This window comes from Geobacillus sp. FSL W8-1251 (assembly GCF_038005945.1).
Lineage (GTDB): Bacteria > Bacillota > Bacilli > Bacillales > Anoxybacillaceae > Geobacillus > Geobacillus stearothermophilus.
Genome location: NZ_JBBOUF010000001.1, coordinates 1,292,742 through 1,318,715, shown reverse-complemented (window position 1 = coordinate 1,318,715; position 25,974 = coordinate 1,292,742). Strand labels below are relative to the sequence as shown.

General features: G+C 51.6%; 16 protein-coding genes, 1 pseudogene and 3 CRISPR repeat arrays. Of the genes and pseudogenes, 8 read left to right on the top strand and 9 right to left on the bottom strand.

What is annotated here, in order from left to right; all coding sequences use genetic code 11:
• Window positions 1-229 precede the first annotated feature (229 nt).
• The 5 genes from NSS88_RS06920 to NSS88_RS06900 form a co-directional block, all read right to left on the bottom strand.
• The gene (locus NSS88_RS06920; protein ID WP_341083745.1) at window positions 230-1,597 is read right to left on the bottom strand and encodes an ISLre2-like element ISGsp3 family transposase; all 1,368 of its coding nucleotides are present in this window, start codon (window positions 1,595-1,597) and stop codon (window positions 230-232) included.
• A gap of 682 nt (window positions 1,598-2,279) precedes the next feature.
• Window positions 2,280-2,909, bottom strand: a complete 630-nt coding sequence (locus NSS88_RS06915; RefSeq protein WP_049626818.1) for an ABC transporter permease — start codon at window positions 2,907-2,909, stop codon at window positions 2,280-2,282.
• Window positions 2,910-3,133: 224 nt separating this feature from the next.
• Window positions 3,134-4,267 carry a betaine/proline/choline family ABC transporter ATP-binding protein gene (locus NSS88_RS06910; RefSeq protein ID WP_049626819.1) on the bottom strand — a complete coding sequence of 378 codons (1,134 nt, stop codon included), beginning with the start codon at window positions 4,265-4,267 and terminating at the stop codon, window positions 3,134-3,136.
• A gap of 16 nt (window positions 4,268-4,283) precedes the next feature.
• On the bottom strand, window positions 4,284-5,186 hold the full coding sequence (locus NSS88_RS06905) for a glycine betaine ABC transporter substrate-binding protein (protein ID WP_049626823.1): 903 nt from the start codon (window positions 5,184-5,186) through the stop codon (window positions 4,284-4,286).
• A gap of 444 nt (window positions 5,187-5,630) precedes the next feature.
• A complete protein-coding gene (locus tag NSS88_RS06900) occupies window positions 5,631-6,278 on the bottom strand; it encodes a hypothetical protein (protein WP_341083742.1) in 648 nt (215 codons plus the stop codon).
• A gap of 145 nt (window positions 6,279-6,423) precedes the next feature.
• On the opposite strand from NSS88_RS06900, the gene NSS88_RS06895 reads away from it, so the two are divergent.
• The 5 genes and pseudogenes from NSS88_RS06895 to NSS88_RS06875 form a co-directional block, all read left to right on the top strand.
• The gene (locus NSS88_RS06895; protein WP_033016653.1) at window positions 6,424-7,914 is read left to right on the top strand and encodes a TIGR02677 family protein; all 1,491 of its coding nucleotides are present in this window, start codon (window positions 6,424-6,426) and stop codon (window positions 7,912-7,914) included.
• 2 nt (window positions 7,915-7,916) lie between these two features.
• Window positions 7,917-9,113 carry a TIGR02678 family protein gene (locus tag NSS88_RS06890; RefSeq protein WP_049624943.1) on the top strand — a complete coding sequence of 399 codons (1,197 nt, stop codon included), beginning with the start codon at window positions 7,917-7,919 and terminating at the stop codon, window positions 9,111-9,113.
• Window positions 9,073-13,194: a TIGR02680 family protein gene (locus NSS88_RS06885; RefSeq protein ID WP_049626822.1), complete on the top strand. Its 4,122-nt coding sequence runs from the start codon at window positions 9,073-9,075 to the stop codon at window positions 13,192-13,194. The genes NSS88_RS06890 and NSS88_RS06885 overlap by 41 nt, the downstream gene beginning before the upstream one ends.
• Window positions 13,191-14,411: a TIGR02679 family protein gene (locus tag NSS88_RS06880; protein ID WP_033016650.1), complete on the top strand. Its 1,221-nt coding sequence runs from the start codon at window positions 13,191-13,193 to the stop codon at window positions 14,409-14,411. Before NSS88_RS06885 ends, NSS88_RS06880 begins: the two co-directional genes overlap by 4 nt.
• Before the next feature lie 49 nt (window positions 14,412-14,460).
• Window positions 14,461-14,844 (top strand): annotated as a pseudogene (locus NSS88_RS06875) (DUF4351 domain-containing protein); the annotation flags it as partial.
• Window positions 14,845-14,934: 90 nt separating this feature from the next.
• A CRISPR array of direct repeats spans window positions 14,935-15,431; the repeat unit is 36 nt; unit sequence GTCATAGTTCCCCTGAGATTATCGCTGTGGTATAAT.
• Between the two features lie 226 nt (window positions 15,432-15,657).
• Here the strand turns inward: NSS88_RS06875 and NSS88_RS06870 are convergent.
• Window positions 15,658-17,031 (bottom strand): IS1380-like element ISGsp2 family transposase, encoded by a 1,374-nt coding sequence (locus NSS88_RS06870; protein WP_012748994.1) that lies wholly within the window; start codon window positions 17,029-17,031, stop codon window positions 15,658-15,660.
• Between the two features lie 113 nt (window positions 17,032-17,144).
• A CRISPR array of direct repeats spans window positions 17,145-17,641; the repeat unit is 36 nt; unit sequence GTCATAGTTCCCCTGAGATTATCGCTGTGGTATAAT.
• Between the two features lie 187 nt (window positions 17,642-17,828).
• Here NSS88_RS06870 and NSS88_RS06865 point away from each other — a divergent pair.
• The 3 genes from NSS88_RS06865 to NSS88_RS06855 all read left to right on the top strand — a co-directional run bounded on the left by NSS88_RS06865 (window position 17,829) and on the right by NSS88_RS06855 (window position 20,573).
• Window positions 17,829-18,374 carry a DUF6431 domain-containing protein gene (locus NSS88_RS06865; RefSeq protein ID WP_033011705.1) on the top strand — a complete coding sequence of 182 codons (546 nt, stop codon included), beginning with the start codon at window positions 17,829-17,831 and terminating at the stop codon, window positions 18,372-18,374.
• Between the two features lie 152 nt (window positions 18,375-18,526).
• Window positions 18,527-19,780, top strand: a complete 1,254-nt coding sequence (locus NSS88_RS06860) for an IS481 family transposase (protein ID WP_341083740.1) — start codon at window positions 18,527-18,529, stop codon at window positions 19,778-19,780.
• Window positions 19,773-20,573, top strand: a complete 801-nt coding sequence (locus NSS88_RS06855; RefSeq protein ID WP_069303982.1) for an ExeA family protein — start codon at window positions 19,773-19,775, stop codon at window positions 20,571-20,573. The genes NSS88_RS06860 and NSS88_RS06855 overlap by 8 nt, the downstream gene beginning before the upstream one ends.
• Window positions 20,574-20,782: 209 nt before the next feature.
• Window positions 20,783-21,213: direct repeats of the CRISPR family, unit length 36 nt; unit sequence GTCATAGTTCCCCTGAGATTATCGCTGTGGTATAAT.
• A 101-nt stretch (window positions 21,214-21,314) separates the two neighbouring features.
• Here NSS88_RS06855 and cas2 read toward each other — a convergent pair.
• Genes cas2 through cas9 form a run of 3 tightly spaced genes read right to left on the bottom strand, consistent with a single transcriptional unit; the run spans window position 21,315 to window position 25,720 of the window.
• Entirely contained in the window at window positions 21,315-21,623 is a 309-nt protein-coding gene (gene cas2, locus NSS88_RS06850) for a CRISPR-associated endonuclease Cas2 (RefSeq protein WP_033016933.1), read from the bottom strand.
• A gap of 4 nt (window positions 21,624-21,627) precedes the next feature.
• On the bottom strand, window positions 21,628-22,527 hold the full coding sequence (gene cas1 / locus NSS88_RS06845; protein WP_341083738.1) for a type II CRISPR-associated endonuclease Cas1: 900 nt from the start codon (window positions 22,525-22,527) through the stop codon (window positions 21,628-21,630).
• Window positions 22,457-25,720 carry a type II CRISPR RNA-guided endonuclease Cas9 gene (gene cas9, locus NSS88_RS06840; protein WP_341083737.1) on the bottom strand — a complete coding sequence of 1,088 codons (3,264 nt, stop codon included), beginning with the start codon at window positions 25,718-25,720 and terminating at the stop codon, window positions 22,457-22,459. Before cas9 ends, cas1 begins: the two co-directional genes overlap by 71 nt.
• Window positions 25,721-25,974: the final 254 nt, after the last annotated feature.

Sequence of the window (25,974 nt, the reverse complement as noted above, 5' to 3'; positions counted from 1 at the left end):
ATCAACCACGGAGGAAATTTCGCATACAATCTCAGTTTATCAAAGATTTGATCGCTTTACCAGGCTTTCTTATTCAAGGAGTCAGTCAAGACTTTGTGGAGAACATTTTTTCGGTTCACTACGGGCGTTGTCAATCACTAGTTAGCGAACCATTTTCAGAAATTCATATCGTAAGCGCTTTCGGACTCTCATCCCTCATCTTGAGGCGATGATAAGATATTCCATTTTTTTACACCCAACCACCATCCCGGAGCGCCGACAACGCTTGATGGATCGGTGTCCCGGATGACCGCTGCAGACACGGTAGATTCTGACGCACCACATCTGCCCATAACCGTCCGGCCTTCCGTTTGGCCTGTTCGATCCGCTTGGACTTTGTTGAGGCCGAGGCCGCCGTTCGGGTCTCTTCTTCCTCCACCAACTGCCCATTTCTCCGCCAAATCCCGTCGATTCGGGCCGCCATCGCCCTCAGAAACGCCCGAAGCCCTTGGTCTTTCCAGCTGCGGCGGGATTTCACCCGATGCGCAAACCGGCTCATCACGCTCTCGGCGTGGCCCATCGGACGCATGCCGGTCGTCTCCACCCCTTGCTCCGACAGCCACTCCCGATAGTCCCGGATGCATCCCGGCATCGACTCGATCCGGCGGATCATGGCAGCCATCTGCTTCTCTTTCGCTTCGTCCTCCAACGTGCCGACCGCGCTGTTCAGCTCCACGAGAAGCCCCTCTTCGTCTTGTTTCGCCAGCTTCTTCCGCACCTCCTGCCAACGCGGATGGCCGGACAGACACTGACGCAGCTCCCGCGCCACATGAAATCGATCCAGCTGAAAGCACGCCCGCTTCCCAAAATACTCCCGGCAGGCCGTGATCCACGACGCCGCGTCGCCGTTGATGATCAACAGGTCCCGGCACGGATCATAGGCATATTCGTTCATCAGCCACTCCTCAAACCGTTCCCACACGTCTCCCTCCCCTTCATGGAGGTAGTGGCGCCGGTTCACGAGCTCGAGCTGCGAACCGTTTCGTTTCCATCCCTCGTGAACCGCCAGGATTTTCTCTTCTTTCGCCCGTTTCCCTTTCCCCTGGCGGGAAATAAACAGTCCATCCGCCTCCACAAACAGCACCCGGCCGTGCCGTTGGGAAACAGGGCGGTGCAGCGAGACAGGGGCCTCCAGCACCAGTTGGCGAATCGCCTCGTGGCTTAGGACCGCATACCCCACGATCGACTCCAACGTACGGGCCGCTTTGCGGTAGGAAGAGCACTCTACGGCCAACTCGACCGCCGTTTCCTCGAGGCAAGGACTGATCGATCGGGCCCCATCAAAGCCTAATTCGGCATCCAGCAAGAAGGTATAGTTCCCCGTTTGCCGGTCATAGTAGTCGTTCCGTCGAAACGTCACTTCCCCAAACAGCGTTTGGATCGTAGTCGGCCGTTTGTCTTTCAGCTGATACCGGCGCTTGTCCCGCGCTTCCGCCAGTTGTTGATCAATCTCCTCCAAAAGGGCCGCCAACAAGACAGCGAACACCTTTTGAAGAGTTCTGACTAATTGTTCCTCCAGCTCTTTTAATAAAGGCCATTCTGTGGTAAGATGTTTCATGGACTCTCTCCCTCCTGTTTTCGGTTGATGTTGACAATCACCATCATAGCAGGGAGAGAGTCCTTTTTGCATGACATTTGCTTTTTTCTACCGCGCTTCGCTTGGTGGCCCCGACGAGCGTCGCGAACAAAAGTTCGCAACCCTCGTCGGGGATCATTTCGGAATGTCACCCACAAATATTTTACTCACACTATGAAAAAGTTGGCTCTTCACCACAAAGTGTACTTGACAAAGAAAGACGATTATGATAAAGACAATCAAAATAGCATTTTTCCTTTTTATACCACACATCTCTTTGAGCAACATTGCTATCATGTTTATCTTTAAAAGTCAAGTACATCTTTTGGTGATGAACCCCTTTTTTGTTTGGTTGTCAATTTATGTTATTTATGTTAGTGAATTTGCTCATCTACAGACCATACTCAAGTTTAGTGGCTTATATCTTGGAGCTGTTCCTTGGAGAGAAAATTCTCCAAGGAACTTGTTTCAGTGAAAATACGCGTGCCTTAATGGGGCATATTCATGCCTAGAAGGCTGGTGATTGAATGAAAAATCAGCTCAACAATAGTTGTTGGAGGACACCTTTTTCAAGACGGCTTCCATCTTAGGAAGTTTTGCGTCAGGGCCACTGTGTTTGTTGGTTGCCTGAAGCGTATGGAAGAAGTCAACATCTGGTGGCCTGTCAAAACCCTTTTGGCGTCACTTTCTTTTCCACTTTGCGCAGCAGCCAGTCAAAGGCAATCGCTAAGATCGCCGCAGGAATGGCCCCGGCTAAAATCAAGTTTTTATCGGCGATGCGCAAGCCGCGGTCGATCAAGTCGCCAAGACCGCCGGCGCCGATGAAGGTCGCCAAGGCGGCGACGCCGATCGTCAGCACCGTCGCCGTGCGCACGCCAGCCATAATGACGGGAAGCGAGAGGGGAAGCTCGACCATCCATAAAATTTGCCGCGATGTCATCCCCATTCCTCGTCCGGCATCAACGAGCGCCGGGTCAACGCCGAGAATGCCCGTGTACGTGTTGCGCAAAATCGGAAGCAAGGCGTACAGCGTCAACGCGATGATCGCCGGCAGTTTGCCGATGCCGAAAATCGGAAGCATAAATCCAAGCAAGGCCAGGCTCGGAATCGTCTGAATGATGGCGGCAATGCCGATAATCGGCTCGGCAAGTTTGCGGTACCGCGCCAACACCACACCGAGCGGCACGGCAACCGCAATGGCGATGCCCATGGCAATAGCGGATAACAGTACGTGCTCTTGAAAAGCGATCCAAATCTCTTCTTGTCGTTCGATAAACGTCTGCAATAATTCCATTGTATCCCTCCTTGGCGGAAAAAGCGGCAGCGGATGGCTGCTGCTTCGTCGTGAGAAGTTCAGATAAAAACGGTCATCCCTTTTTATTCGCAAGCAGAACGAATTCCGTTGACAAACCGCTCGAGGCCATTTTTCCTTTTCAACATGAGGCATGTTGTTCAAGCGAGGCGATTGCGGCATCGAGTTTTCCGGCTGTGATTTGCCTGCGCATGTTCCGTTGCCCGTTATGCGTGCTGCTGGAACGTCCACTCAGCGAGTGCACGCATCATGCTCGAGCGCGTAATACCGCCAACAAGACGGTCGCCGTCGAGCACCGGAATGATGCGCACATCCGAGTCTTGGAACAAAGCAGCGACGTCGGTGACACCCGCTTCTTTTTGTAATGTCGTCACATCGTAATCAGCGATGTCCGCAACAAGCAAATGTTCCTCATTGTATCGTTGTTCGATTTGTTTGAGTGTCACGATGCCGAGAAACGAGTGCTTTTTATCGACGACAACCAAACTGTCTACTTTTCTCGCTTTCATTAGCCGGAACGCTTCGGCTAAGCCACGCCGTGGCGAAATCGTTGCGACGTCATCGGACATTAAATCTTCCGCTGTTGGCACGGCTGTTTGGCGAGTTCGCATTTGCAGCCGATCTTCACCAATAAATTCGCGTACGAACGAGTTCGCCGGCCGCCGAAGCATTTGGTCGGGCGTCGCAAACTGGACGATTTCACCATCTTTCATCAGCGCAATCCGATCGGCAATTTTAATCGCTTCGTCCATATCATGGGTGACAAAGACAATCGTTTTCTGAATCTCCTCTTGCAGACGGATGATGTCATCTTGCAGCTGTTCACGGCTGATCGGGTCGAGAGCGCTGAACGGCTCATCCATTAAAATAATATCCGGCTCGGCGGCCAAGGCGCGGACGACGCCGACGCGCTGCTGCTGGCCGCCGCTGAGCTCTGACGGGTAGCGGTGCTTGAACGTCGCTGGATCCAATCCGACGAGCTCAAGCAATTCGTCGACCCGTTTTTCATAGGCGTGTTTTTCCCACTTTTTTAGTTTCGGCACGAGTGCGATGTTTTCCGCGATCGTCATGTGCGGAAACAAGCCGATTTGCTGGATGACGTAGCCGATGTTGCGCCGCAGCTCAACCGGGTCAAGCTGGGAAATGTCTTGCCCGTCGATGTACACTTTGCCCGATGTCGGCTCGATCAAGCGGTTGATCATCCGCATTGTCGTCGTTTTCCCGCACCCGCTCGGCCCGATCAAGGCGACCAGCTCGCCTTTGCGGATTTCAAGATTCATATTTTTTAAGGCGACAAAGCCGTCCTCATACTGTTTCGTCACGTTTTCAAACCGAATCATTGACATTCCTCGCTTTCTAGTCGATCAGTCCTTCCGATTTCAAAAAGTTGATTGCCACCTCACGTGGCTGTTTTCCTTCCAAGTTCACTTGGCCGTTTAGTTCCATCATTTTTTCATCGGTCAAAATGTTGGCCAACTTGTTTAGTTTCTCCTCAAGCCCGGGATTGGCATCGAGCACTTCCTGGCGGATGATCGGCACGGAGTGGTATGGCGGGAAGTAGTTCTTATCATCTTTTAGCACGACCAAATCATATTTTTTGATTCTTGCATCAGTCGTATAGGCGGTGATGACGTCAATCTCCCCGTTTTTCGCCGCTTCGTATTGCAGGTCTGGATCGATCGTCACTTTTTTCTTGAACTGAAATCCGTACGCATCGACAAGCCCATCATAGCCGTCGCTTCGCTCAAAAAACTCGGCGTCCGACCCGAAGGTGAGGGAGGACGAGTGTTTGGCCAAATCGGAGTACGTTTTTAACCCGAGCTTTTCCGCCAAGTCTCTGCGCATGGCCAAGGCGTAGGTGTTGTTAAATCCGAGTGGTTTGAGCCAAGCGATGTTGTATTTTTTCTTATATAATTTCTTCGTTTCATTGTCGATTTGTTCGGGCGTCTTTTTAGGATCGTACGGCTGTTTTAAAATGTTTAAGTATCCCGTTCCGGTGTACTCAACGTACATGTCGACATCGCCATTTTCAATGGCTTGCTGGAGCATAAACGCGCCGCCCAAACTGTCCTTCACTTCCACATCCAAATCGGTGTTGGCCTTTACATATTCCGCCAACAAATGCGTCAAAATCACCTGCTCGGTAAACTTCTTCCCGCTAATGACGATTTTCCCTTTCGCATCACTCGTTTCGCTGCAGGCCGCTAACCCAAACACAAGCCCGACAGCGAGCAAAGATCGAATCCATTTTCGCAACACCATTCCTTCTTTTTCGGCTGTTGTCATACAAATAAAGGGGGATGAAAAAAGGCGGCAACAAGACGCGGAGGGGATGAAAAAGCGTCACAAACAAAGGATACCGCAATTTGGGTGCAACTGGCAAATTTGGTATCAGCCGATATGTTTGCCTCTCGCCTGCTCTCGCGGTGATGATGGCCCTCTCCTCCTTGATCCTAAAAAATGCTCCGGAATGCTGGCGAATCCTTCAGAATGCTCCGAATTCGAGATGTTCGAATAAAGTTTTTGCTCATCCGTTGATGCGCCAGCCAGAGCTGCCCCAAGCCGTGGACCGAGAATGGGGGATGCTCCTGCTTGATGCCTTGGAGCAGCGACCCGTGAGGGAAGGGGAAAACAAAAAACGGCAGCCCACGGCTGCCGGGTGAAAAGGGAATCAATGTGGAACGTTTCTTTATGGGGAACGCATTAGGCATGAACAAGGCGATGAAGGGTGCTTTCCGTTTTGAAAACGCGGGCGTTCAAGACGTGCAGTCCCGCTTCATGTTCGGCGAGGGCAGGCAGCACTTTGTCTTCGAGGATGGAAGTGATACGGGTGAGGTCGCCTTTCATATGGTGGAGGTCGTGCGCCATCGCCTCGTATTTGGCGGTCAGCACTTCTTGCCCATGGCGGAGCGCTTCAACGATCGCCTTCGTTTCGCTTGTGCGCTCATCAAGCAGGTCGATTCGCTGTGCAAGCGTGTTCGTCTGTTCGTTCAGTTGGGCGACTTGGTGTTCGACGGTGCCCATGCATTCGTTCAGTTGGGCGACTTGGTGTTCGACGGTGCCCATGCGTTCGCTCAGTTGGGCGACTTGGTGTTCGAGGTTGCTTGTCCGCTCGTTCAGCTGAGTGAATTGTTGCTCAAGGGCGCTCGTCCGCTCATTGAGCTGGGCCATTTGCGCTTCGAGAGCGCCTGTTCGTTCATTAAGGTTGGCCGCCAGCACTTCAAGGGCACCCGTTCTTTCATTGAGATTGGCTACTTGTCCCTCCAAGGCGCCAACCCGCTGCTCGAGCGACTCGACCGCCGTGCGTGTCGCTTTCACTTCATGCAAAATTTCCCGCAGCAACGCTTCCATTCGTTTCACCTCCTTTTCCCCTCTATTTTACAAAAAACGCGCGCCGATGGCGAGAAAAAATAGGAAAACGGTTTTTGCTAGAAAAAGAGCGGAGAAAATCGTTACAATAAACAGTAGGAAAAAACCGAAGCGAAGGTGGACGGAGATGGATGCCACATGGCTCAAACCCATTGTCGAAACCAAATATTTATCGACCGAAAACGCGCACCGCTACCGTGCGATTTTGCGCTATTTCTATATTCAGCACGAGCGGATGCGCCAATATTTGTTTCCAGAAGAAGTGTACGCTTTTTTAAAGCAGCACGAGGAGTTTGCCGATTACACAGAAGATGACTTGCAGCAAGACCTCGACCAGCTCGTGAAATGGAACAACTTGATCGCCCGTCAAGAGACGTCCCACGTGCGGACGATTGAAGAGTTTAAGAAAAAGCGATTCCGCTACCAATGCAGTCCGTACACGGTGGAGATCGAGCGGATGATCCGCACGCTTGAGCAGCTTGGGGATTCGTTCGGAGGATCGCTTGAGAAAACGCGGTTTGACCGCTTGTATGCTTCCCTTTCCCGCATCGAGGCGATCATCGCCTCCGGGTTTCAGGAACAGAGAGATGAAATGTACCAAGTATGGGAAGAGACGTTCGATTATTTCAAGAAAATCATCCAAAATTCCGCAGACTATATGGCCTATTTACATAGCGAAAACGTGGAAGAGCGGATGACGTCCGAGTCGTTTCTCGTCTATAAAGAGCAGTTTACGGCGTACTTGCGCGATTTTATCGTCGCCTTGCAAAAAACGTCGATGCAGATTGAACAATTGCTTGAAGATCTGCCGGAAGAAGGGGTTCGGCAGTTCATCGGGCATGTCGTCGACTATGAGCGGTCGATCCCGCGCTTTGCCGATGCACCGCCGCCGCGCGCTGTGCAGATTGAAGAAAAATGGGAGACGTGGCGCAGCTTGTGTGAATGGTTTTTAGGCCGCAACGGGCGCGAGAGCGAGCTTTCGTTTTTGCAATACCAGACAAATGAGGCGATTCGCCGTCTGACGCGCGTCGTGCAGCGGCTTGGCGAGCGGCATCATCATTTTCGCAGCCGCAAAGGCGACTACTTGCATTTGGCGCGCTGGTTTTCCCGCCTTGAATCGATTGAAGAGGCGCACTGCCTGTCAGCGGTCGTATTCGGCTGCTTCCATACGAAACATCTCGTCGCTGATGCGGAGGCGACCGACAACATATACCGCGACGTATGGGACGAGCCGCCAGCCGAGTGGGTGACGAAGCCGCGCGTCCGCCATTACGGGGAAAAGAAAAAGCCGCAGGCGATTGAAGACAAAGAACGGGAGAAAGAAGAAGCGCGCCTTCGCTATTTGGAAGAAAAAGAGCGCGAGGAAGCGGCGCTCAGACAGCTTGTGACCGATGGAAAAATCGTGCTGGCTGACCTTCCCGAGGTGACTCCATATGTACGAAAAACGCTGCTCGGTTGGATCGCCAAGGCGATGGGGCGCGAGGGGCAAGCAATGAAGACGGAAAACGGGTGGGTGGTCAAAGTGGTGAACAAAGAGGGGACGATTTGCCTTCGTGCAGAAGATGGGGAACTCGTGATGCCGAACTACGAAATTCATGTGCTTTCGGGAGGTGAGTGAGGATGGAAACGGCGTTTGACGACAAGGCGAAAGAAGCGCTCGCCGCGCTGTTTGAGCAGTTTTGGATCATTCGCGACCAAGAGCCGGATTTGTACCAGCTCGTCCGCGAGCGTGAACATGTGTTGAAACGGTATGTGGAGGAGAAGTTTGGGTATCGACTCATCGTCCACCGCTATTTCGCCAAGCTCGAGAAAATTCCCGCCGATCCCGAGCCGTGGATGGGCATCGAGTCGTTTCAAGAGCCGCTCGATTATGCGCTGTTTTGCTGCTTGATGGCGTATTTGGAAGGCAAGGCGGTGGAGGACAAGTTTTTGCTTTCTGACGTATGCGAAGAAATTCGCGCCATGTACCCGGGGGATCTACCAGTCGATTGGACGAACTACGCGCATCGGCGCGCGCTCATCCGCGTGTTGAAAACGGCGGAACAAATCGGTCTTGTCCGCCGGATGGATGGGGAGATTGAAGCGTTCGCCCAGCATGTGGAGGAAGAAGCGCTGTACGAAGTGCCGGTGCTCGCCCGCTATTTTATGCGTACGCATCCGAAAGATTTGTTGCAATATGAATCGATCGACGAATTGCTCGCCGAGGAGTGGAAAGCCTCGCCGCAAGATTATCGGCGCCATCGCCTGTATCGGAAGCTGTTTTTATCCCCGGCGGTGCATCGGACAGAAGGGGACGAGCAAGATTTTTACTACTTGCGCAACTTCCGCCATCGGCTGCGCGATGACATCGAAGCGCATACGCCGTTTCGGTACGAGTTGTACAAAAACGCCGCCATGTTGATGTTGCCTGAGCGGCAGGCGCCGTACACCGTATTTCCTGATCAGAAAGGAACGTCGGAGATCATCCTTCATTTTGCCGCCTTGGTGCGCGAGCGGCTTGGGGAATATCCACCGGATGAATACGGCCGCATCCGGTTGACGTCTGAACAATTTTCCGCCTGGCTTGCCGATTGCCGCCGCCGTTACGGGGCGGGGTGGGGGAAAACGTACCGCGACATGTCGGCTGCCGAGCTTGTCCGCGAAGTGCTTGCGGCGCTCAACGAATGGCGCATGGCCGATGTGGAGCACGACACCGGAATGATCGTCCTTTACCCCCTCCTCGGGCGGGTGTCGGGACGGTATCCAGATGATTTTGACGCGAAAGAGGGAGGAGAACATGGCGAATCCATGGGTGCTTCATCGTGCGGGGCTGATTAATTTTTGGTATTACGACGAGCAGTATTTTCATTTCGCTGACGGCAAGCTGCTGTTGCGGGGAAGCAACGGGGCGGGCAAGTCGGTGACGATGCAAAGCTTGATCCCGGTGCTTTTAGACGGCAAGAAGACGCCCGATCGCCTCGATCCGTTCGGCTCACGGGCGCGGCGCATGGAAGACTACTTGCTTGGGGAAAAAGACGTCGTCAATCGCGATGAGCGGACGGGGTATTTGTTTTTGGAATACAAACGAAAAGCATCCGACCAATACGTCACAACGGGCATCGGCCTGCGGGCAAAGCGGCAAAAAAGCCTCGACTTTTGGGGGTTTGTCATGTTCGACAACCGCCGCATCGGCTATGACTTTCAGTTGTATAAACAAGAAAAAACAGGTGAAAAAATCCCGCTGACGAAACGCGAGCTCGCCGCATTGCTCGGTGCGGGCGGGACGGTCGTCGAGACGCAAAAAGAGTATATGGAGCTCGTCAATAAGCATGTGTTTCGCTTTGAATCGCTCGAGGCGTTTCAAGAATTGATCGAACTGCTCATTCAACTGCGCAGCCCGAAGCTGTCGAAAGACTTTAAGCCGACGGTGATTTATGAGATTTTGGAAAGCTCGCTGCCTCCGTTGACCGATGACGAGCTCCGCCATTTATCCGAAACGATTGAAAACATGGACCAAGCCAAGCAGCAGCTTGAGCAGCTCGAACGCGACGAACGGGCGTTGAAGCGCCTTTGCGATCAATACCGCCTGTACAACGAATATATGATCGCCGAAAAGGCGGCAGAATACGTAAAAGCGGTCAAGCAGGCCGAACAGCTCGCCGCCGAGCAACAACGCCTTCACGATGAAGAAGAAAAGACGCGAAAGGCGCTTGATGAGCTTGAGGAGTCCATCACCCGCCTCGGCCGCGAAGAAGACGTGCTGCGAGCGCGCGAAATCGACTTGGCTGGCCATGAAGTGTTCCAGCAGGCGGAAAAGTATGAACAGCTGAAAGCCGAACGGCAGCGCCTAGAGGAACGGCGGGAGCGGCACGAGCAGACGATTGCGGAAAAAGAACGACAGGAACGTCAGCACCGCCGCCGCCTCGATGAAGCGGAAGCGCGGCTGGATGACCTTGAGCGGAAGCTTGAAGACGAGCTGGAGCAGCTGCGTATGGATGCCGACGAAGGATCCTTTTCCTTGCATGAAACGAACGAAGACGATTTTCACCGCCATCGCCAAAAGCAACAAGAGTTTTCGTTTGCCGCGTGGAAACAGGAAGCCGACCGCCATATCGAGCAGCTCGAGGAGTTGGCGCGTCTTTGGCGCAGGCATGACGAGGTGAAACGACGCTATGAAGAAGCGAGCAGCGAAGCGGGCGAAAGGCGGCGGGAAATGGACGAATGGCGCCACCAGCAATGGAAATGGGAAGAGCTGTTCGAAGAGGAGAAAGAGCGGTTTGAACAAGCCGTGCTTGCCTGGGTCGAGCAGGGAGGAATCGACGTTTCCGAAACGGACATTCAGGCGTTTTTGCAACAAATGGGCGCCCTCTATGAACAGTATTCGCTCGATGATTTGAAGCGCCCATTCGTGCAAGCGTATTACGATGCCGTCGGCAAGAAAAAGGATGAGAAATGGCGGCTCGAGCATGACATCCGTATGTTGGAAGAAAAACGGGCAGAGCGCGAGGCCGAACTGCGTCAATGGCGGGAACAACGCGACCCCGAGCCTGAACGGGATGAACAAACCACTGCCGCCCGGTTGGCGCTGGAGGAGAAAGGCATTCCGTTTGTCCCGCTTTATGCCGCGGTCGAATTTGTCGACGATGTGCCTGACGATGTGCGCGAGCGAATCGAATCGGCGCTTTCACACGCGGGGCTGCTTGACGCCCTCATTACTGCTCGCGAGATCGACGTCGCCTGCGACCGTGTGCTCATTCCGAAACCGGTCCATATGGCGCACACGCTTGCTGATTATTTGCGCCCAGATGCCAATGCCCCTGTGTCAATGGAGCGGATTGACGAAGTGCTCCGAAGCATCGTCATCACCGATGCCGACCAAGAAGGCGGCATGACGATCGATGAAACGGGGCGCTATTCGCTCGGCCTTGTCCGCGGCCATGCGCCGCGGAGATCGAAGGCGATGTTCATTGGCCGTGCGGCGCGCGAACGGTGGCGGCTTGAGAACATCGCAGCGCTGGAAGCCGAGATCGCCGCTGTGGGGCAAGAGATCGACCGTCTGCGCGGGGCGCATCAGGCGGTGGAAGCGGCCATCCAAGCGCTCGCCGACTGGTTGGCGTCCTTCCCATCGGACCGCGATGTGCGCACCGCGTTTGACGAAGCGCAAGAAGCGCGCCGCCAAGCCGAAAGCAAAGAACGGGAATGGAAGCGGCAAGAAGAAAAAGCCGCTCTCTTGGCGCGCGAATGGAAACAAATCAAACAACAGCTCCACGACGAGTCGGCCGAGCTCGATTTGGCCTTTACTTTAGACGGTTGTGAACAAGCCCAGCTCGCCATGAAATCGTACGTCCGCCATGTGCACGAACTCGAAGTGCTTTACCGCGAAACGTGCCATACCGAGGCGATGATCGCCCAACAGCGCGAGCGGCTCGCGGCGCTGGAAACGGAGATCGACGAAGCGAAAGGCGAACGAAATCGGCTTCGGGATGAAACCGAGCGGCTCGCCTTGCGAATCGCGGAGATGGAACGGACGCTCGCGCAAATGGGGGCGGATGACATTCGCGCCGAAATCGCCCGCATTCAAGAACGATTGGCGTTTTTGCGCCAAGAAATTCCGCGCCTTGTCAACGAACGGGCGCGGACGGAACAGCGGCTCATGCGCTTAGTCGAAGAGCGGGAAAAAGGGGCGCAGCGGGAAGCGTTCGCCCGCGAGCTCGCCGCGATGTGGGAAAAGTCGTTTGCCCGTGAAGCGGCGCTTGGGCTTGTGGATCTTGATCGTTCCCGATCCCTCCTGGAGCAGGCGAAAGAAGCGAAACAACGGTACGAAGCAGTGTTAAAAGAGACGCGTTCCTCGCTTCTGGCGCGGCTGAACACCGTCTTTTTCCAAGAGTCGTCCAACTTGACCGAATACCGGGCGTCCTTCGAGCCGCTGGAAGAACAAACGAAGCCCGAATGGACCGCCGCTGCCCCAGACGATGAGATGGCCATGAAAGCCGCGGACTGGCGGGAGAAACAAGAACGGCACGTCATTTACCTCGACTACAAAGGCGAGCGCGCCACGCCGTTTGCGGTGCTGGCGGAAGTGGAGCGCGACATCGTCTTGCAGCACGAGTATATGAAAGAACAAGACCGCGAGCTGTATGAGGACGTCATCTTAAAATCAGTCGGCCGCATTTTGCGCAGCCGCATCCAGCGCGCCGAACGGTGGGTGAATGAGATGAACAAGCTGATGGGCGGCCTCGACACATCATCAGGGCTTGTGCTGTCCATTCAATGGAAGCCAAAAACGGCGGAGACGGAAGCGGAGCTCGATACGAAAGAATTGGTGCGCCTGTTGCGGCTTGATCCGCGGCTGCTTAGAGAGGAAGATTTACAGCGAGTGACGAACCATTTCCGCTCGAAAATCGCCCGCGCCCGCGAATTGCTTGAAGAGCGCGGCCAAGGCAGCACGCTCCATCAAATCATTAAAGAAGTGCTCGACTATCGGAAATGGTTTTCCTTCACTTTGTACTATGAAAAAACAAACGAGCCGAAACGCGAGCTGACGAACCACCGCTTTTACCAATTCAGCGGTGGGGAAAAGGCGATGGCGATGTACATTCCCCTTTTCGCCGCGGCGTATTCGCGCTACCAAGAAGCGGGCGATGATGCCCCGTACATCATTTCGCTCGACGAGGCGTTCGCCGGCGTCGATGAAAACAACATCCGCAACCTGTTCGGACTTGTCGAACAGCTCGGCTTTAACTACATCATGAACTCGCAGGCGCTTTGGGGCGACTACGACACCGTGCCCGCGTTGTCCATTTGCGAACTCGTCCGCCCGCGCAATGCGTCGTTTGTGACCGTCATTCATTACCGTTGGAACGGGCGCGTCAAACAGCTCATGGTCGATGACAAAGAATGGGAGATGATCGAAACGTGAGCACGGCCAAGGAGGCGGCTGCCTTTTTCCGATCCGAACCGGGCTTCAAGCGGCTGTTTGCCGAAATGAAACGCAAGTACGAGTCGCTCGGCCGCGTCGGCGGCGCGGTGTCTTTAGAGGTGTTCACCGATGAAGAGCGGGAGGCGGTGGCCGCCTTTTTCGGCAAAGACGTCTCCCGCGTCTCCCTTATCGCGTTTGAAAAACAGCTCGGACAGACGAGGTTTGCGGGCGTTGGGCTTGTCGAGCTGCTTGAACAGTACTTCGGCGCCCCGCTTGTCTCAAACAAAGAACGGCGCCAGGCGGAGGAAGAGGAACGGGATCGTTTTTTTGCGCGTCTGACCGAGGAGCATCATTGGGTTGAGTCGGTCCGCCCTCAGCGCTTCGTCCAAACGGCGTACGAAACCGACCGCCGCAGCCTGGAGGAGGCCATCCGCCTTGTCAGCGCGGCTTTGGGCCGCCTCCCGCTCCCGTCATACATGCGCCTCCCGCTCTTTGCCCAGCAAGTGGCGGGCGACCCGCATGCGTTCGATTTGTCCACGCTACCGGGGAGATTGTTGCTTTCGGCGTTGCAAGCGACCGTGCCCGGGGATTGGGACATGGCATCTGTAGAGAGCGTCAACGAGTTGCTCCAGTCCGTCGGCTTGCTCCGTGAGGATATCCTGAACTTTGTCACATGCGCCAACATTCTTGCTGAAACCAAGGACGGACCGCATCCTGTTTTCTCCGCTGCCTGGGAGGCGAACACAGCGCTGAACATGCCGCTTAGAGATGTGCTGTCGCTTGTCCGCGCCCGCCCTGCCCATGGGGGGACGGTGTACATTGTCGAAAACGCGGGCGTCTTTTCGACGCTGCTTGACACCCGCGCCCCGCTTGTCAGCACGAACGGGCAAATGAACGTGGCGACGATGAAGCTGCTCGATCTTCTCGCCTCTTCAGGCGCCAAGCTGTATTACTCCGGCGACTTCGACCCAGAAGGATTGGCCATGGCAGAGCGGCTGCAGGAGCGGTATGGACAGGCCGTCACCCTTTGGCGCTTTTCCGTCGAGGATTATAGGGCCGCCAACCCTGTCGTCGACCTCACCCCCGAGCGCCTCGCCAAGCTCGCATCCGTAACGTCGACGCCGCTGCAGCCGCTGAAAGAGGAGATGGCGGAAACGAAAAAAGCGGGGTATCAAGAGGCAATTATCGGGAGGCTGACAGAGGATATCAACGGGTAGTCCATCCACGAGCCAGAGAAGGAGCCCGGAGCGATCGGGTCTCCTTCTCCAAAAGGAATTTTTGCGCATGCTCGTCCGTCTCGAATTGGATGAAGCGAAACAGCGGCTGTTGTTCGGTTTTTTCGAGACGTATTTGCGGCGATCTGAAGAGGAGGAAGCAAAACGGCGACACGAGGGGAGCCAAATGGAAACGAAGGAAGCAAAGCGTGTGATGGAGCTCATCGTCTCATACGAACAGCGGGGGATGGAAAAGGGAATCCAACAAGGAATCGAACAGGGGTTAAAGCAAGGGATGAAGCAAGGACGCCAAGAAGGGATCGAGGAAGGGAAGCTCGACGTGGTGAAGAGAATGCTGGCGAAAGGATACGATGTCGACACGATCCACGAACCGACCGGACTGCCGATGGAGAAGATTGAAAGGATGAAGGGGTGAGATGGTCCTTCGCCGTCAAGCCCCACATTGTCGTCGACCTCCAATCGTGCTAAAACCCCGGGGGATCGACGACAATGGTTTTATGCGTTTGTCATAGTTCCCCTGAGATTATCGCTGTGGTATAATTTTCATGGGCATCCACTTGATCGGGAGGAAGTCATAGTTCCCCTGAGATTATCGCTGTGGTATAATAAATCGACGAATGGGTTAAAAACCAGCTGGGTCATAGTTCCCCTGAGATTATCGCTGTGGTATAATGTGCAGTGATTCGACGACGGCCCAGGAACGGTCATAGTTCCCCTGAGATTATCGCTGTGGTATAATTTTTCCTTCTAACACAAGTATCATCCTAACGTCATAGTTCCCCTGAGATTATCGCTGTGGTATAATCTCGAAAAAGTTTTAGCTCTTGATCTCGAGTCATAGTTCCCCTGAGATTATCGCTGTGGTATAATACTCTTGCGTCATGCTCCTTTCCGTATGTGGTCATAGTTCCCCTGAGATTATCGCTGTGGTATAATAACCTCTAAATAACGCCATAGTTGAGCCTGGTCATAGTTCCCCTGAGATTATCGCTGTGGTATAATTTACTAAGTATAATACATCCTGAATCCGTGATGGTTGGAAATCAACTTTGATTTTGGTGTTAGTTCTATGGATATATGATCCATACATCCCTTTTTTTGATGATTCCCTGCACCACTTTCATGTTTGAAAACGAGATAAATCCTCTTTTATGGAGATACAAACCAAAAAAGAGACAAAAAAAGTACAGGGGGGAGTGATGGATATGAGTACCCGAACATCTGTTTGTTATCTTGCCTCTTTCCATTTTTGATACACATTCAGTAGGAGTATACTGTACCCACTCCTTCGCGTCAGTTTCATCCAGATCTGTCGTGATCGGCGGACGAGTCGACCTGCCATCGTGATCACCGTCTGAATAATCGTCTTGATGCGACGGCGTTTCACTTTGTGGTGCAACGGATGTCTCGGATCGCTTAATAGATCTTGTCCAATCAGACGAAGAAGATTGTAAACGAAGGCTCCCATGACCAACACGAGCGCATTCGTTTTCATCTTCCCAGATGGAAGCCGCTCTAAATCTAAGTCGCTCTTCAGTTCGCTATGAAACTGTTCGCATGTCGCATGGTCATGATACAACGCGAGCACATCGCTCATTCGAACATGCTCGTATCCTTTGAGCCGCACCCAATAGCTTTCCACTTCATAATCAGGAACGAGCATCAGCTGTCCATTGCGTTCCATCGTCCGTTCCGTCACTTGGGTGACTTGAACGTACGTATACGTGTTTCCATCGATCGCTGCCTTCTGTGGAAGGCATAGCTCATAGGTTTGTACTCCTTCGCTTTGTCCATCATCGACGCGTCTGCCCTTTTGCGAAGCGATCTGGAACCAAAGCGCTTTCGATTCTCGGCGTAAGTTTCGCTTGATGACAAAGTCCACGTCTTCCTTTAGGCATACGTGCACATTCGCTTCTGCATCGTTTCCTGCATCCATGCGAACAAGCAGACGAGATGAAGTCAGTTGACGAGCTCGACGGATAGCGGTGACTAAAAACGAGGGCATGTTGTCTTGCACATGTTGTTTCCCTGGACGCAACTCGGCATGAACGAGATACCCTTCCTTCCCTGCATACGCAAACAACGGTGTAAAACCGTCAAATCCTTTATACGTTCGACTGACTCCTTCTTTTTTCGTATCGGAGTTGTCAAATGGGGAACCATCTATATCAAGGGGAAGCCATGTCGTCTTTCCTTTGGTCCAACAAGGGGACAAAGTGGCATGTCGTTGAATCAACAGACGTATGGACTCCTCCCAAAGAATCGTTTCGGTCATCGGAAGACAAGCGAGCTGATCGAGTCGTTGTCGCAAGGTTGGAGAGGAAGGCACGTGCTGAATCCCCATCGATGCCGAAAAGATATCGTCCTGACGATACGCTTCGATATGATCGAAATCCGTTTTTCCTGTGGCAAGCAAGCCAATCATCGAGCGAATGACATCGCTATGGGAAATGTGCACTTCTCGACGAACCGTTGGAAGCCGAAGTGCGTTTACCCGTTTATCCAGTTTCGTTCGATGGAGTAAGTAGCCAACGAGAGCAAGCCCAGCACTTGGGGTAATCGCTTCATCTGTCAATACAAACCGAATCGGGAAATCTTTCATCATATCACCTACTTGATGAAGAATCGTCAACGTCGTTTTCCCTTATCGTATCAACGGTTTGCGACCATTGTAAAGATGTTTTGTCACGGATTCAGGTACATATTATGTGTATAGTCATAGTTCCCCTGAGATTATCGCTGTGGTATAATTATGACAAATTACAATTTGATTTTTATAATGTCATAGTTCCCCTGAGATTATCGCTGTGGTATAATAACCTCTAAATAACGCCATAGTTGAGATTGGTCATAGTTCCCCTGAGATTATCGCTGTGGTATAATCAAACGCGGAATGGGCAGCTATTGCCCTCTGTCATAGTTCCCCTGAGATTATCGCTGTGGTATAATCCTCCGCGTCAACTTCCTTCTCCGCGCGTTGTCATAGTTCCCCTGAGATTATCGCTGTGGTATAATTCTAGGCAAGTATGGGATTCTGCTTCTCAGGTCATAGTTCCCCTGAGATTATCGCTGTGGTATAATTTGATTTGTGCATATCCCGTTAATGTCACTGTCATAGTTCCCCTGAGATTATCGCTGTGGTATAATAAACATTAAAATCACCACTTTAAAACATTGTCATAGTTCCCCTGAGATTATCGCTGTGGTATAATTCGCAAAATCAAAGGCAAGTCCGAAATTGTGTCATTGTAAATTATCACTTTATTTCGGAACAAAAGAGACATTTTTTTGCACATTCCTTCAGAAAGCCCTCTCCCCTTTTCTGAAAGAATGTGCTAAATTTTTTGTGAATTATTTCGGAAGAGAAAATCCATCGGTTCATAGGAGGGGGAGGAGGACGTGATCCAATTTCATGACTTTGGCATTGACGTCCAAACGTATGCAGAGCGTGGAAAAGAAAACGACTTCCCTCTTCTGAAAAAGTGTCCGCATTGCCGGGCCAAGCGCCCGTTGCACCGCCACGGTTACTATGAGCGAAACGCATTGACCCCACATGGTGATTATCGCATTTGGATTGTCCGGTATCGCTGTCGGGAATGCTTGAAGACGGTGAGTGTGCTGCCTTCCTTTCTCCTCCCGTATTTTCAGTATACGTTGTCCGCCATATGGCAAGTCGTGAAAGAGCAGTTGGGATTGACCGAAAGGACGAACCAGGCTCCGTTTCTCCCGACAAAGGACGGCATCATCTTTTATGTCCGACGGTTCTACCGAAACCTATCAAGCCTTCACAGCTTTTTTGCGAGGCGGTGGAGGATCATAGGCCCTATCGTGAAAAAAGAAAAGGAACGGGCTTCTTGGTGGATCCAGACGTTAGAGGAACACGGTCTTGATTCGGCCATCAGAGAGATGTGGGAGGGCGGATTCCGACACCCTTTTGCGAATTAAATGGGATCCTGATTTTACATACATACCCTAAATTGGAAATAGTTTCGGTTCCCACAAACCTTTCCTATCGACGGAGAAAAAGCAATTCGGTACGATAAGGGCAGACGGACCGGAACGGTCCTGATTCCAAGTGAGACAAGGAGGAGATTTGAATGAATGAGTCGATGAGACACGACATTGCCCTGTTTCGGTACGGGCTAATCGCTCCGTTGGTGAATGGGCAGGTGGAACCGAAGACGTATCTGAAAGAGGTGAGCGAGCGAGTGCACCATGTTCCCCACCAGGGAGACAAACGAATCGCAGCCAAGACGATCCTCGATTGGTGCACCCGATACAAAAAAGGGGGCTTTGACGCCTTAAAGCCGAAGCGCCGTTCGGACCGCGGCCACTCAAGGCGTCTGTCGCCCGATGATGAGGATCATATTTTAGCCCTAAGAAAAGAACATCCCACCATGCCCGTGACGGTGTTCTACGAACACCTGATCGAGCAGGGGGAAATCCCAAAAAACCATATCTCTTACTTTACTATATACCGATTATTGAAAAAACACAACCTTGTCGGGAAAGAAATCTTGCCGATGCCGGAGCGAAAGCGCTTTGCGTATGACCAGATCAATGAGCTTTGGCAAGGGGACTTATCCCATGGACCCACGATTCGCGTCCATGGGAAAGCCCAGAAAACGTTTTTGATCGCGTATATCGATGACTGCTCGCGGTTAGTGCCATATGCCCAATTTTTCCCTTCGGAGAAGTTTGACGGGCTGCGGATCGTCACGAAGGAAGCGGTGCTTCGTTGCGGGAAGCCGAAACGCATTTACTCGGACAACGGGAAAATTTATCGGTCCGAGGTGCTGCAGTATGCGTGCGCCGAGATGGGGATTACACTCATCCACACCCAGCCGTATGACCCGCAAAGCAAGGGAAAAATCGAACGGTTCTTCCGCACCGTACAGACACGGTTTTATCCACTGTTGGAGCTGAATCCGCCGAAATCGCTTGACGAGTTGAACGAGCGTTTTTGGAAGTGGCTTGAAGAGGAGTATCATCGAAAACCGCACGCCTCACTGGACGGAAAAACGCCGCATGAGGTGTTTCAATCGCAAGTGCATCTCGTGTCGTTCATCGAAGATGGCGATTGGCTGGATGCGATTTTTCTGAAACGGGAGCACCGCAAGGTGAAAGCCGATGGCACAATCACCCTGAATAAACAGCTATACGAAGTGCCGCCTCGGTTCATTGGGCAATCGATTGAGCTCCGCTATGACGAACGAGGCGTCTATGTGTACGAAGATGGCAAACGGGTGGCGGAAGCCATTCGGGTGCGTTTGGAGGACAATGCCTATGTAAAACGCCATCGGTCCCCGTTTGCGGCGATTCCGGCGAAGGAGGGAGAACACGGTGTATAAATCGTTTTACTCCCTTTCGCGGGAGCCGTTTGCGAAAGAAACAGACCCGTCCGAGGCGTATCAAGGGGCGTCATTTCAGGAAGCGTTGCGGGCGCTGGAGTACGTGAAACGAACCCGGGGGATCGGGCTGTTGATCGGAGAGCCGGGGGCGGGCAAGACGTTCGCCCTTCGGGCGCTGAAAGAGTCATTGAATCCATCATTGTATCATGTCGTCTACTTTCCGTTATCCACCGGAGGCGTGATGGATTTTTACCGTGGACTGGCCTTGGGATTAGGAGAGGAACCGAAGTACCGCAAGGTAGACCTCTTCCGCCAAATCCAGCAGGCGATCGAGCGATTGTATCATGAACGGCGGATCACGCCGGTGTTCATTTTGGATGAGATGCATTTAGCGAAGGATGCATTTTTACAGGACATCGCGATCTTGTTCAACTTTGAGATGGATTCGACCAACCCATTTGTCTTGATTTTGGCCGGGCTGCCCCATTTACAGGGGAAGCTGCGGCTCAATCAGCACCGCCCTCTCGACCAGCGGATCATCATGCGATACCGGATGGGGCCGCTGGAGAAGGAAGAGGTGGCGGGCTACATCGAACATCGGATGAAACAGGCCGGGGCGAAGCATCCGATCTTCACCCCATCGGCGTTAGAGGCGATTGCCCTGCAGTCGCGGGGATGGCCTCGGGTGATCAACACGTTGGCCACGACGTGCCTGTTATACGGGTATCAGCTGAAAAAGGACGCCATTGACGAAGAAATGGTGCGCATGGCCGCAGAGGAAATGGGGTATTAGCACGAAAGGGGCCGAATCGGCCTCTTTTGTGCTTTCTCTTTTCCATAGGTCCATCAGGCGCGCTGGAAATCTTCATCTGAAAGAGCGTGCAAACGTTCCGAAAGAATGTGCAAAATCCGGAACAATCCGCAAAAATTTTGCACATTATTTCCGAATCCGCCTGAAATAATTTGAAAAAGGGATTCTGAAATAATGTGCTAGTTTACAGTGTCATAGTTCCCCTGAGATTATCGCTGTGGTATAATGGAGGATGCATATGGAACGATTCGATGTGAGTCATAGTTCCCCTGAGATTATCGCTGTGGTATAATAAATTTTTATATTTACATCACAGTTTAAAGTCATAGTTCCCCTGAGATTATCGCTGTGGTATAATAGATCATGGGTATTAAGGGGGATACGATGGGTCATAGTTCCCCTGAGATTATCGCTGTGGTATAATACGCAAGTTGCGCCGGATGCAACGATAGAGGTCATAGTTCCCCTGAGATTATCGCTGTGGTATAATAAGGCCATGGTAGAAGCCGTTAAAATGTTCGTCATAGTTCCCCTGAGATTATCGCTGTGGTATAATGGTAGTGTAAAATTTTCAAAAGTCAACGGAGTCATAGTTCCCCTGAGATTATCGCTGTGGTATAATACGTATCCAAAAAAGCCTGCAATCTCAAGGATCGCAGGCTTTTTTGCTTTCAAAAAATGCAAAGGCGCTTATGCAAAAAGAGGAACCATTTCTGTTTTTTTTTAAAAAAGCGTCAGCTGGGTGGATGTCACTTTCTTTTCTTGCGCCGTTGGTTCCCCAAGAAGCAGCTGCATTTTTGCGTACTGCTTTTCCGTTACGACCATCGCCCGAATCGATCCTCGAGGAGGTAAGTTGCGTTTTAATCTTGCCAAGTGTTTGTCCGTTGCTTCATGTCCGTGGCAGACGCGGCTGTAGACCGAAAACTGCAACATATCGTACCCTTCGTTCAGCAGGAATGTGCGAAATCGCCGGTATTCGCGCTTCTCCCGGTTGGTCACGACGGGAAGATCGAAAAAGACGAGCAACCGCATAAACTTACTCATACACGTGCAGTTGCAACGGGAGAAGTTCCGGCAATTTCAACAACGAAGGGTCTTGGCTTCGGCTTGCCGTGACGAAGCTTTTTGTCATTTCTTCCACCGCGTTCACGACGGTCAGTTTTTCTCCATTCACTAGTATGTCCATGTTGGCTAAATTATATAAGTCTGCCCGAATGGATGGAGAAAATTCATCATCCGGTTGAATATGTTGAGCCACGTATAGGTCAACGAGCGGACGCAATACTTCCATAAAGTCGTCGGCAAGGTTAAATTTGTTCAACTCGTTATCATGGTAAATTCCTAAGCATGGGAAAAAACCATACCCAACGAGAGAGCGGGCGACGAGTCCCCGCATAATGGCGTATCCGTAATTTAAAGAGGCGTTCACCACGGAGTCGCTTCGTCGGGTAAATTCACTGCCAAATAAATACTGGAAGTACTTTTTCGCTCCATACGCTTCACGGTTATTGCTGTCTCCAGAGTCGACGGTTTTGCTGATGCGGTATAGCTCGTCGGCTCCTTCTTTGTTCAGGAACTCCAAACACTTTCCTTGATTGATGAGTTTTTGGATCACGACCCGCTGCCAAATTCGCTTTTTAAAAGGCTTGGAGTAGGCGTACTGCATGTGCAGCACGCCCACTTGGCGGGAATGTTTTTGGAACGGCTGCAGCACCCCATTGGGAAGCCGTTTTTGGTCACAGGTGAATAATGTAATGTTATGTTCGGCCATTTTGCTTAAAGCGGCTGCTGTCACGCTGACAGCTTGCTCCTCGATGATAATGGAACAAATATCCTCGAGCGGGATCGAAACTTTTTCTTCCTGTTCAATCACGAGTTGATTGTAACGGACGGATAGTTTCCCCGGTTTTCGAATGAGCAGATGACGCCAACCCAACTCTTTTTTCCCCTCTCACTTTGTAGATGTTGCCGAGCACATCTACTTGGTATTTCTCGAATCGTTTGAGGGTTCTTGAACCGACGCCGCGGAGCGAGAAACTGTGGTCATGGCTGATCAACTCTAATCCCCCTGTGGCTGAGTCAATCGTTTTGTAGTAGACAAACACATCCTTAACGTTGATCTCTTCACCTGCGGCTGTTTTCACTGTTTTTTCCCGCGGAAGCTCAATGCGAATGAGATCATTCGGGTACAGGCTAAATCGGAACGTATAGTCCTCCGTCATTTCCTTCCACTCAGAGTACGGCTTGTTCGGCTCGATGGCTTTGTTTGGCAAAATCCCTTTCATGATGTCCATGGTGTAGACAGGGACACAATAATATTTCCCATCTTTTTCAAATACGTCAACCCGAACGATGTTGCTGTTGTAGGCGACGGTTTTGCCGTCATTGAGCGGGATGACCTGGTTTTTTGTGTCGATGATTTTTACGGTCCGAATGACAGGCCCGGGTTCGCCGTTCTTTTTCGGCTTGTACAAAGGCTCTTGGAATGCCTTTTTCGGGTCATTGTTATGTTCAAGCAGACGCTGGCGGATCGCTTCGTATGTCCTTGGGTCGCTTTCTTTGCCGTACATCGGAAAATGCCCGCTCGCATCCAACTTGATTTCGGACAGTTTCGTTTTGACAACAGTTTGGATTTTCCCGCTCCGTTCATCGATGCCAATGTAGCGCCGCAATGTTTCTTGATGAGCCGCCCCTGTAACGCTCCGCTTCGGCATTCGGGATACAAAAACCGGCTGTAGCGATTCGAGTTTCTGATCATCATAATTTCCAAGATTGAGAGCTTTTATACTCTCTTTTGGATGTTTGGATAAACGCGCCCGCAGTTCGTCGGCGAAGTGCGGCCAAGGCTGCGGGAAGTGCGGTTCTGTCTTTTTGGCCAGTTCTTTGTTTTGTTCGCGCCGTTGGTAAAAGGCGGTGACTTTGGCGATATCGCTTGGCGTTGTGCAAGCGACGATCACGGCATCGACGGCATGATGCAAATCCGATTCTTCACGGTTTTTGTTAAACTCCCAGCGGCTTCGCAAATGGGCGGTAACGCGGCCGTTGACCGTATAGACTTTTTGCTTGTCATCACTTTCGGCGAATTTCAGATGTTCGCGAATAAAGTTGGCGAAAAAGCGTGAAATATACCGGGTGTCATTTAAATTTCGATTTTTAAATTCTGTTTCTTCATTTTCATCATAATGGAGTCGGAGCAGCCGATCCCGTTTCTTTTTGGAAAACTGCTTGTTCGTTAACACAAACGTTTCAAACTGTTGCCAGCGTTCGGTTCCGACGCCTAAATATTCGGCAGGAATGCGGTTGCCTTTTTCGCGGTTTTCTCTTGTCAATACCAACACTTTATTGGTATAACTGTCGTCCAAGCTTCGGCTATACGGGATGACGTGATCCACTTCTACATACCCCGGTTCAAGCAGCCGCTCGATTTCGATCGGTTGAAGCGAGTAGGCGCACCTCCCATTTTGCTCACTCCAAAGTTTGAACTTGACAATGTCATGGCCGGTTGGGTTTAGCGTCAAGCCATACTCCATGAGTTGGCGGATGGCGGTTTCGTTTTTCTTCCGGTTTTCGTCTTGTTCTTTTTTTGTTTTCCGCCGTTCGTCAAACGTTTGTGATAAATCGCGGGCCAACTCGATATGAATGGATACCGGCGAACCGTACTTTTTAATAATAGCATTCACCACTTTCCGCGCCTGTGTCAATGCACGCATGACGACCGGATTGGCGATCGGCGGAATATTTGGTAGCAACATTGTTTTTTGTTTTTTCTTTGGCCCTGTAAATGTGTATCCCGCCCGCTCACAAGCCGAAGAGTAGACTTCTCCTTGTTCCATGTACGGGAGAATGCTGCGAAGCGCCTTTAGCGACAAATGGCCGAATTTGGTGAATGACAAGTTCAATAGTTCCTCAATTAGCTCGTTGTCATATACCTTGTTCGCTAAATTTGGCATCCGTTTTCCGTTTTGTTCATATTCGTTTCGCAAGTAGCTGTGAATGTCGGCATCATCTTTAAACAATGTCAGGGCGTAACCGAATGTATCAAAATCGATTGGGAGAAATGAACTTGACTTCCCTTTTCCATACACTTTATCGACGGCTTTCCGAATTTGATGATAGGCGTCGAGTTCAAGGAATCGGATGTTTTCATTTTGCTTTCGTGATTCGCCTCGATCATACACAATGCCTTTAAAGTAAGTGTCATCAGGCAAACGGAGCAACGTCCGTATATCATGGTAGGTGATTTTGTTTTTTTGGAATGCCTGTTCATACAAAAGGCGTCGTTCCTCATCGGTGAGCCCTCGTGCGCCTGATGGGGAGATGAGCCGCAATTTATTGATGTGCTCCCAGGCGATGAACGATTGGAATGTATAAGTTGCTTTTGGCGCCCGTTTTTCTTTCGGTTCAAAGGTACAAAAGCCGACCTTTTTCTCGATGTCATCTTTGGAAGCGACAGGACGCTGGGAAGCCCAAATGGTGATATATTCATTCTCAAACTCTTCCGTGCAACTCATGTTTCCAAACTCACGCTGTTTGGAGAAAATGAGTCGGATCTCGCGTTCTAAGTCATCGCGGGCGATTGTGTTTGTATAATTTTCTCCTTTATTGCGCTTATGGAGCGCAAACTTTGGATCTTTCACAATCATTTCGCCGACGGTCCGGTAGCTTGAGAGAATGGCCCGGTTTTCTTCGATATGTTTGAGCATCGTGCTGTTTTCTTTGTTGCTGCGCTCGCTTTTGCGGTTGGATTTGAAGCCGCGCCGCTTGGCTAGATGAAGGAGGACGCGAGCCAGCTCGTCGTTGTTTAATTTTCGATCCAATGCCTCAACACGCAGCTGCCAGACGTCGATTTCGTGTTTTTCCTCGAATAGTTTGTCCAGTTCCTCTTTCGTTAAAATTCCTTCGCGAATGACCAGACGGCGAATGCGCTCCAGCCGATGCTTGCGGCGGCGCAATCGACGCCGGGCGGAGCGGGCGAGGCGTCGGGGAAGAGCTAGGGATTCTCCCGTCTGCGGATTTTCGGCTCTGTCAAAAATGCGGACGCCCAAATCTTCGATGCGGGGAATATCCAAGTTCATGACTGCCCAACCTACAGAGGTAATGCCGATATCAAGGCCGATTTTGTATCTCATGTCGATCCCCTCCCGTTAATAGAGATATGTAGTAAAAAAGACCTTAGCGTTTTCCGCCAAGGTCTGAGTTTGCGCAAGGATGGGGAATGCCCGCCAAAAGCGGGCGACAGGCGATCCCCAACGCCGCGGGTCAGTCTGCCTTAGGCAGAAAGCCCTTATCATAGTAACCCTGAGATCATTGCTGTGGTATGATCCTATTACTATAATAATGGGGAATTTTAGAAAACGCAAGCATTTTTTTCAAAAGTTAGATC